This window comes from Synechococcus sp. CC9616 (assembly GCF_000515235.1).
Taxonomy (GTDB): domain Bacteria; phylum Cyanobacteriota; class Cyanobacteriia; order PCC-6307; family Cyanobiaceae; genus Parasynechococcus.
In genome coordinates this window covers 1,600,900-1,607,668 of record NZ_KI911558.1, presented here as the reverse complement: position 1 = coordinate 1,607,668, position 6,769 = coordinate 1,600,900, and the positions used below count along the sequence as shown (strand labels likewise).

Here is a 6,769-nt window from a genome sequence, read left to right as displayed (position 1 = left end):
AGCAGGGTTTCGTCGTTGGTGTGTGAGGCAGCGGGTGACCAGTTGAAGCTGCCTGTGATCACAGTTTTGTTGTCGATCACCGCAAACTTGTGGTGCAGCTTGTCGCCACGGGCGAGGTGTGGGGTGCCGACGCCTTGTTTTTACAGTGGTTTTGAAGGGATTGCTCAGGGATGCTCAGGTCTCTCATGGGTCCATAAGCCAAAACCCAAGCCAGAAGGACTTTGGATCATGCGTTGAGACCCCATAGGGCTACGAAGGGCTACTGAATCAATGGATCTGGCTTGGCTTTTGAGGGATATCAGCCCTAAGCCCGAATCCCATGCAAGGGAGAGGGATGTTGAAGAAGCCACCCAGGGTGAGGGACAACAACGGTGCTCTCCAAGTCAGGTTGAGGCTGGATGGGCGGGATCATTTCATCAATCGCCTTGGGCGTTGGGATGATCCTGTAGCCCAAGCCAGGGCACAAGCCATCTGCGCGGAGATCTGGCGGGATGCCCAACAGGGAGATTTGGACCTGTCCCTGAATCGATATCGCCCACTGGTGGAGGGTCGAGATCAGGATTTGCTCGATGCTCTTAGGTCACTGGCAGAGGAGAAGAGGCAGGCAAGGGTGACGCATGCCTATCGGGTGCTGAAGCGGTTTGGCTTACCACTCAGGACAAGAGCAGAGGTTGATCGCTTGCTTGCATGGATGAAGGCTGAAGGATTGGGGGTGTACCTCTCTCTTGCAATCATTGGTAACTGACGAATACGAGTCAGGTGCACATTGGGACCCTCAATGCCTGAGTGTCACTTGGAGTGATGGTGATCAGGAAGATGTGGAGGAAGCCATTTCCAACTATCTGGATGCTGCACCGTCTCAGGCTGATGTTGACGAGTACAAGCGATTGAAGACAAAGCTCGGTCTTTGATCTGAGGTCTCATGCACTCCCCAGAGCAACTGCTGCAGGGTCTCTCGGTGACCTTGCAGCACCTGGGATGGAGAAAGACTGTCAGTGGGGTACATCGCTTTCGGTGCCCCTACTGCCAACACGACACTCATGCCCCTGGCTACATCCATAAGGGGTATCTCCATCCTGAGAAAGGATCTCCAGATCGATGGCGCTTTAAGTGCCATCGCTGTGGCATGGCAACGACCTTGCTGGACTTCGTGAGGGAGCATGCAGCTCACCTGCTGCTGCCTTCACCTAAGGTCTTAGAGGTGCCCTCACCAGAGGCTATCGATGGTTGTGGGGATAAGGAGAGGGTTACTCGTCTTCTCCCTCAGAAGGTCATCTCTGATGCTGTAGGTCACGACATCTACCGAGACATCTATACAGGGATAATCGAAGGACTATCAGTGATGAGCACCAGTAGTCCTTATTTCCTTGAAATAAACTCGATTGAATATGACAGCAGGCTACGCATAAATGTTTCTGACTGAAAACTCTTATACATAGTGGTGAAGATATAGGAAATTCAGACTCAGGACTTCTCTGAATGTCAATCAATTGGATCTTGGCTATTGAGCTTTGATTCCGCATCGCTTCCGCGTTAAGTGCGCTTGAGTCCTTCTTTGGAGTACTTCTTGATTCAAAAGTGATTGGTTTCAAGGTTGAAAGCATATAAATAGATTCAAATGCTTTTCAGAAGTCAAGTGTGCTTGTCGCCTGAGGCTTCATCCACTTGAGTTTAGTTTGATTCCTGATCAACTGACATCACTATCTTTTCTATTCAAAAACTATGTATATCACTAAGACCCCTTCTACTAATGTCTCCTTTAATCGAAGAGAAGTAAATGCTTTTCGTCAGATGGAGGAAGCCTTGATGCGTAAGACCAGGCTTACAAGGTCTGGTTGCTACAAGGTGGCAATGGAAGATTTGTACTTCAAGCACTTCCCAAGACGATGAATATCAAGCTAGACAAGAAGAGTGAGGCTCTTCTCAAGGAGATGCTGAGAAAGAACTCTCGTTATGGATCAGTGGATATTATCCTTAATGAGGCAATAGGAGTGTTCTATGCTTCAGAAAGGAAAAGGGGGTTCCGATGATCGACAATGTGTCGATCACGATTCACTTAAAAGTCTTTTCAACTTTAAATAGCTTTTTTGTGAGGCTATTCAGGTCTTGCTCGATTAAATTTAATACCGAATCGGATTCAGCCTGATGGGCACTTTCGCTCAGGTTGGCAATATCTATGTGGAGAGTGTTGGATTGGTTAAACTTTGGTATTGCAAAATATTCTAATATATGCGCAGAGAAAAACCATTCGATGTATGATTTGACAAAAGCAGTGCAAAGATCACTATTAAGTACGCCGCATAAATAATGCGCCTCTTTTTCAGTTTCTGTAGGTATCATCAAGACATTGTGGTCTGGAATGATGAGTCTGTCTTCCTGATCGCGATTAATAACACATGCTTCCATTCCTGTTGCAAGGGCTTTCCAGACAACTTTATTTTCAGCAAATGTATATTTTCCGATATCAAAGCAAGAGTAGTGAGGTTTACCTTTTAGATGTTGCCGGTATATTGCTCTATTTTGCAACAAGTTCTTATAGTCGATGTCGTCAAAGTATCTAACTGCTTTTGGTGCCTGCATCTGTGCATCGACCTCGTTAAGAGGCTTTCCTGTCATGTGATCGTATAGAAGAATTTGATAAAGCTCTGTTGAATATTTCCACTTTCTGAAGTTAGATCCTCTTAATAATGGATACAAGGATTGCGATTCAATCCAAACTCCTTCTTTTTTTCTAACTTGAGATCTTCCTCTGCTTTGGCAGTTAGATATTTCACTAAGATTACCTTTGGTGCTATTTATTTTGACCCAAAAGATTTGATTAAGGCTAGTGTCTACCCCTTTTCTCGCTCTATAGGTTGAGTTTCCAACTAGTGATCTTAATTGGAATACTGTACTTGATTCACCGGAGAGCCATGGCGACGAAATATTCTTTTTGTCAATTGGAATTGCAACCTGTTCAGTGCATAATGTCTTGCCTATGATAGTGTTTAAATTATCAGTTTTCCTCAGACCTCCCCCTTTTTTCTTCACCCATTTAATATATCGAACTGGATATGAAGTGGGCTTTTTTGATTTCTTGGCAATAAATATTGAGGTTTTATTGGCTGCATCAAATGGCTTGATGGATGCCATGTCATCTACAGATTGTACATCTAGGTAAAAATTGTCTTTAATTTCAAAGCCTCTGAATCCATCTCCGCCCCCTTTTGATTTGAATAATGTTTGAGGTAAAATAAATGCTATTGTGCCGTCAAATTTTAGAAGAGTGTCAGAGACGATATAGGTCATCAAAACACATATGTCGTCATGCGCACTTCCTAGTCTTGCGTTAAACCCCTTGATTCGAAATAGATTGTACGCGTATTCACTCCAGTACTGTTTTATTGAGTCTCTGTATGCTTCTGGTAGGTTTTCCCAGTTAATCCAAGGCGGATTGCCTATGATATATTTTGCTTTGCCCATGAATGATGGTGCAAAGAAGTTTTTAATGATTCCAGCCCATATGCCATCAAGTCCTTGCTTCTCAAGCTCTTCAAGTTCTTGATGCAACGGGTGCAAGAATTCACTAACTTCCGTCTGGCTGAATCTAGTATTGCTTAGGATCTTTGCGTTAAAGAGTTCTAAACTGTCTTTGTTTTTGATGCTACTTTGAAGGACGTTCATACTGATTTGAAAGCCAGCATTTTCGACATGCTTTTTGCTTAGTCTGAAATTGCATGCTTTTGTTGGAACAATAAAGCACTCCGACTCTTCAAACTTGTACTCAATGGGGGAAAGCATTGAGTCGCTCATATATACTGGTATTTCGATATCTTCCCCGGCAGTTGAACGAAGTAATTCACTGCCAATAGCGATTAAATAGTTTAATTTGCTTGAGGCTACTGCTAGTGGGTTCAGGTCAATCCCTTTAATATCGTGCAAAATGCTTAAGCACAGATCCCTTTTGTGAGGTTGGTTGATGTGTTTGTATTTTTTAATTGCCGCCATTAAGAAAGATCCTGATCCGCATGCTGGGTCAATAGTGATCTCGCCCTGCATAGGTTTGTAATCTGCCCTACTAAGAGTTTGGTCGACCAACCAGTCTGGTGTGTAATATTCTCCGAGGGCGTGTCGTAGCTCTGGTGGTGATAATGACTCATAGAGGTCTTTGAGAATATCTCTCTCTCCTACTTGATTGAGATTCAGTGTTTCACTTGTATAGCTTGAGATGGATGAGGATATAGATGCAATTATTTGATTTATGTTGTCAAAGTCTTCGTCTAGAAACCAGTCAAAGAATAGTGGTTCAATGAGATTTATGAATCCCACTTCTGCAAATGGTTGATTAGTGAAAATTTTGCGCCAGGAAGCCTCTGTTGCGCCCTCTTGTGTCGATTTGAGCCAGTACTCGCTGTTGAATGCTGGTGAAAATATTGATCCCAGCTTAATTGATAGAAGCGTGGTGATAATGGTAAAGTATGTGTGTATTGAGAAGATTAGTTTTTCGATGACTGGGTCCGTGATTCCATAATCGGCTTCTAGGACTCTGTTCAAGTTCTTTTGCGGTTTGAATTCATATCCACATATCTCTTGAAAGTATGTTTTCCATTGCGAAAATAATAGCTTGCTTCGTTCGTTTTCGAATCCAGTCGTCAGCGTGTAAAGTGCTTGTATGGCTTGTTTTGTTGTAGTGGATTGACAGCTGAAATCGCTTATGAGGTTTTTTGATGTTAGGGCTTTCGGAGAAGTGAGTCCGTAAAAGATCTTTTCGACCAGCCTCTTGAAATAGTAGAAGTCAAATTTATGTGGACCATCTGAGGCTATAGCGCCATTGATCAGACTTATAAAAGAGATTGTCTTTCCATCGAAGAGGATTCCGGGTATTTCCTGGTCGTCAAGTTGTTCAATTCTAGATATGCCTTTTATATATTTTTCTACTTGGTTGTATTGTTCCGCAAGTTTTGGGGATGAAGCTTGTAGAGGAATTTCCCCTGGGGCTTTGAATTCAATGATGAGTTTTCCATACAGCGAATCAAGCTCGCCCCTTGGAATCGTGAATGCGTGCTTAACATGTTTTGCGAGAGGCTCGGGAATTCCCAGGCTCGGATAAATTGTTCTCGAAAAAAGTTCTCTTACGTCTTGCTCTGATTTGCAGGTCGAAATGCCGTTCGCAAAGGAATTAAATACGTCCTTTTGTGGCTCGCAATGTGGCTTCGACATGAGCTTTCCTCTTGGCTAGTACTTTGATCGCAGTTCCGCATCTGGTCTATGTCTTGTTGGCTTTTTGAATTATTCTCAAGTTGGCACTTTTACGGGTTGTGCATTCGACCGAGATTGACTTCGTCGCGATGGAATAACCACTAAGCCACTTCTCAAGCCACTCTCCCGTTCTCTCACTCTTCTCAGCTCCTCTCCACCCCATCCCCGCAGCGGGTCCGTTGTCGGTTTAGTTTTCGTTGGATGCGCGGTGTGATCCCCAGCTCAGCGCTCTCCCACAGCCGATCCATTTCTCGGGTGAAATGCGCAGCAAGTTTCGGTGAGTGGATCATCAGCAGGGTCTCGTCGTTGGTGTGAGCGGCAGAGGGCGACCAATTGAACGATCCCGTGATCACCGTGTGGTTGTCGATCACGGCGAACTTGTGGTGGAGCTTGTCGCCGCGCGCGAGGCGAGGGGTGCCGATGCATTGTTGTTGCAGTGGTTTTGAACGAATCGCTCAGGGATGCTCAGGACTCTCATGGGTCCATAAGGCAGAACCCAAGCCAAAATGGCACTGGATCTTGTGTTGAGAGGCCCTATTGCTACGAAGGGCTACTGGATCAATGGATCTGGCTTGGCTTCTGAGGGGCGTCAGCCCTAAGCCCGAATCCCTTGGCAGGGAGAGAGATGTTGAAGAAACCACCGAGGGTGAGGGACAACAAAGGTGCTCTCCAACTCAGGGTGAGACTCGACGGGCGAGACCATTTCATCAATCGCCTGGGGCGTTTTGATGATCCAGTTGCCCAAGCCAGGGGACAAGCCATCTGCGCAGAGATCTGGCGGGGTGCCCAATAGGGGGATTTGGATCTGTCCCTGAATCGATGCCGTCCATTGGTGGTTGGTAAGCGTGGAGTTCAGCAGGCTTAGATATTCATTGTTGATTTAATTCCGTAAACCAGTCTGAGAAGGGGGATCCTGATCGACATCCGTGGACAAATTTTTCAATTACGAATTCTGTCCCTGTTGGAGACTTTGATCTTTGGTTGATAACTGCTGTCCATGGATTGCTGTTATGATCATATTCAGTTCCGTTAGGATCAACCCAGATCCAGCTTCCGTTTGGTAGTGATCGCATTAGTTTTCCATTCGCTGGATAACGAAGATTGACGTAAGTGTCGTTTGGGTCATTTACTTTGCACATCAGGTCTTCGCCTTTTGCTGTTGTTGGTGAGAGTGCAACAAGTGTAATTGCAATCAAAGGCTTAATTGAATTTTGCATGAGCTTTTTGAAAATAGTTGAATGTAACCATTTTGCGGTTCATTTCTGAAAAAGAGTGGCTATTTCGAAAGCCACTGGCTTTTTTATAATTGACTAGCGCCTCTCCACCCCATCCCCGCACTTGATCCGCTGCCGGTCGAGTTTGCGTTGGATGTGCGGTGTGATCCCCAGCTTGGCAGTGTCCCAGAGGCGATCCATTTCACGGGTGAAGTGTTTGGCGAGTTGGGGTGAGTGGATCACCAGCAGGGTTTCGTCGTTGGTGTGTGAGGCAGCGGGTGACCAGTTGAAGCTGCCTGTGATCACAGTTTTGTTGT

General features: G+C 45.1%; 8 protein-coding genes and 1 pseudogene. 2 read left to right on the top strand and 7 right to left on the bottom strand.

Features of this window, described 5'->3' with window-relative positions:
- Positions 1 to 98: phospholipase D-like domain-containing protein (locus SYN9616_RS18210; RefSeq protein WP_369791941.1), on the bottom strand; the 98-nt coding region annotated here is incomplete at its 3' end.
- A gap of 236 nt (positions 99 to 334) precedes the next feature.
- On the opposite strand from SYN9616_RS18210, the gene SYN9616_RS0109440 reads away from it, so the two are divergent.
- Positions 335 to 745, top strand: coding sequence for a hypothetical protein (locus tag SYN9616_RS0109440; protein ID WP_198015168.1), 411 nt, complete (start codon positions 335 to 337; stop codon positions 743 to 745).
- A 114-nt stretch (positions 746 to 859) separates the two neighbouring features.
- On the opposite strand, the gene SYN9616_RS17975 is transcribed toward SYN9616_RS0109440, so the two are convergent.
- Positions 860 to 1,042, bottom strand: coding sequence for a hypothetical protein (locus SYN9616_RS17975; RefSeq protein ID WP_232200276.1), 183 nt, complete (start codon positions 1,040 to 1,042; stop codon positions 860 to 862).
- An 84-nt stretch (positions 1,043 to 1,126) separates the two neighbouring features.
- Between SYN9616_RS17975 and SYN9616_RS0109430 the strand changes: the two genes are divergently transcribed.
- On the top strand, positions 1,127 to 1,423 hold the full coding sequence (locus SYN9616_RS0109430; protein WP_028952859.1) for a hypothetical protein: 297 nt from the start codon (positions 1,127 to 1,129) through the stop codon (positions 1,421 to 1,423).
- 629 nt (positions 1,424 to 2,052) lie between these two features.
- Here the strand turns inward: SYN9616_RS0109430 and SYN9616_RS0109420 are convergent.
- The 5 genes and pseudogenes from SYN9616_RS0109420 to SYN9616_RS16540 form a co-directional block, all read right to left on the bottom strand.
- The gene (locus SYN9616_RS0109420) at positions 2,053 to 5,199 is read right to left on the bottom strand and encodes an N-6 DNA methylase (RefSeq protein WP_028952858.1); all 3,147 of its coding nucleotides are present in this window, start codon (positions 5,197 to 5,199) and stop codon (positions 2,053 to 2,055) included.
- Positions 5,200 to 5,381: 182 nt separating this feature from the next.
- Positions 5,382 to 5,660: pseudogene (locus tag SYN9616_RS16545) on the bottom strand (phospholipase D-like domain-containing protein); the annotation flags it as partial.
- A 136-nt stretch (positions 5,661 to 5,796) separates the two neighbouring features.
- Positions 5,797 to 5,946, bottom strand: a complete 150-nt coding sequence (locus tag SYN9616_RS17350; RefSeq protein WP_156918750.1) for a hypothetical protein — start codon at positions 5,944 to 5,946, stop codon at positions 5,797 to 5,799.
- 161 nt (positions 5,947 to 6,107) lie between these two features.
- On the bottom strand, positions 6,108 to 6,455 hold the full coding sequence (locus SYN9616_RS17345; RefSeq protein ID WP_156918749.1) for a hypothetical protein: 348 nt from the start codon (positions 6,453 to 6,455) through the stop codon (positions 6,108 to 6,110).
- Positions 6,456 to 6,548: 93 nt separating this feature from the next.
- Positions 6,549 to 6,769, bottom strand: a 221-nt coding sequence (locus SYN9616_RS16540; RefSeq protein WP_037990903.1) for a phospholipase D-like domain-containing protein, incomplete at its 5' end; no start/stop codon positions are given.

Excerpts from the sequence above, each read along its gene's own strand:
- SYN9616_RS0109440 (WP_198015168.1), top strand. The coding sequence starts at position 335 with ATGTTGAAGAAGCCACCCAGGGTGAGGGACAACAACGGTGCTCTCCAA.
- SYN9616_RS17975 (WP_232200276.1), bottom strand. The coding sequence starts at position 1,042 with ATGAGTGTCGTGTTGGCAGTAGGGGCACCGAAAGCGATGTACCCCACT.
- SYN9616_RS0109430 (WP_028952859.1), top strand. The coding sequence starts at position 1,127 with ATGGCAACGACCTTGCTGGACTTCGTGAGGGAGCATGCAGCTCACCTG.
- SYN9616_RS0109420 (WP_028952858.1), bottom strand. The coding sequence starts at position 5,199 with ATGTCGAAGCCACATTGCGAGCCACAAAAGGACGTATTTAATTCCTTT.
- SYN9616_RS17350 (WP_156918750.1), bottom strand. The coding sequence starts at position 5,946 with ATGAAATGGTCTCGCCCGTCGAGTCTCACCCTGAGTTGGAGAGCACCT.
- SYN9616_RS17345 (WP_156918749.1), bottom strand. The coding sequence starts at position 6,455 with ATGCAAAATTCAATTAAGCCTTTGATTGCAATTACACTTGTTGCACTC.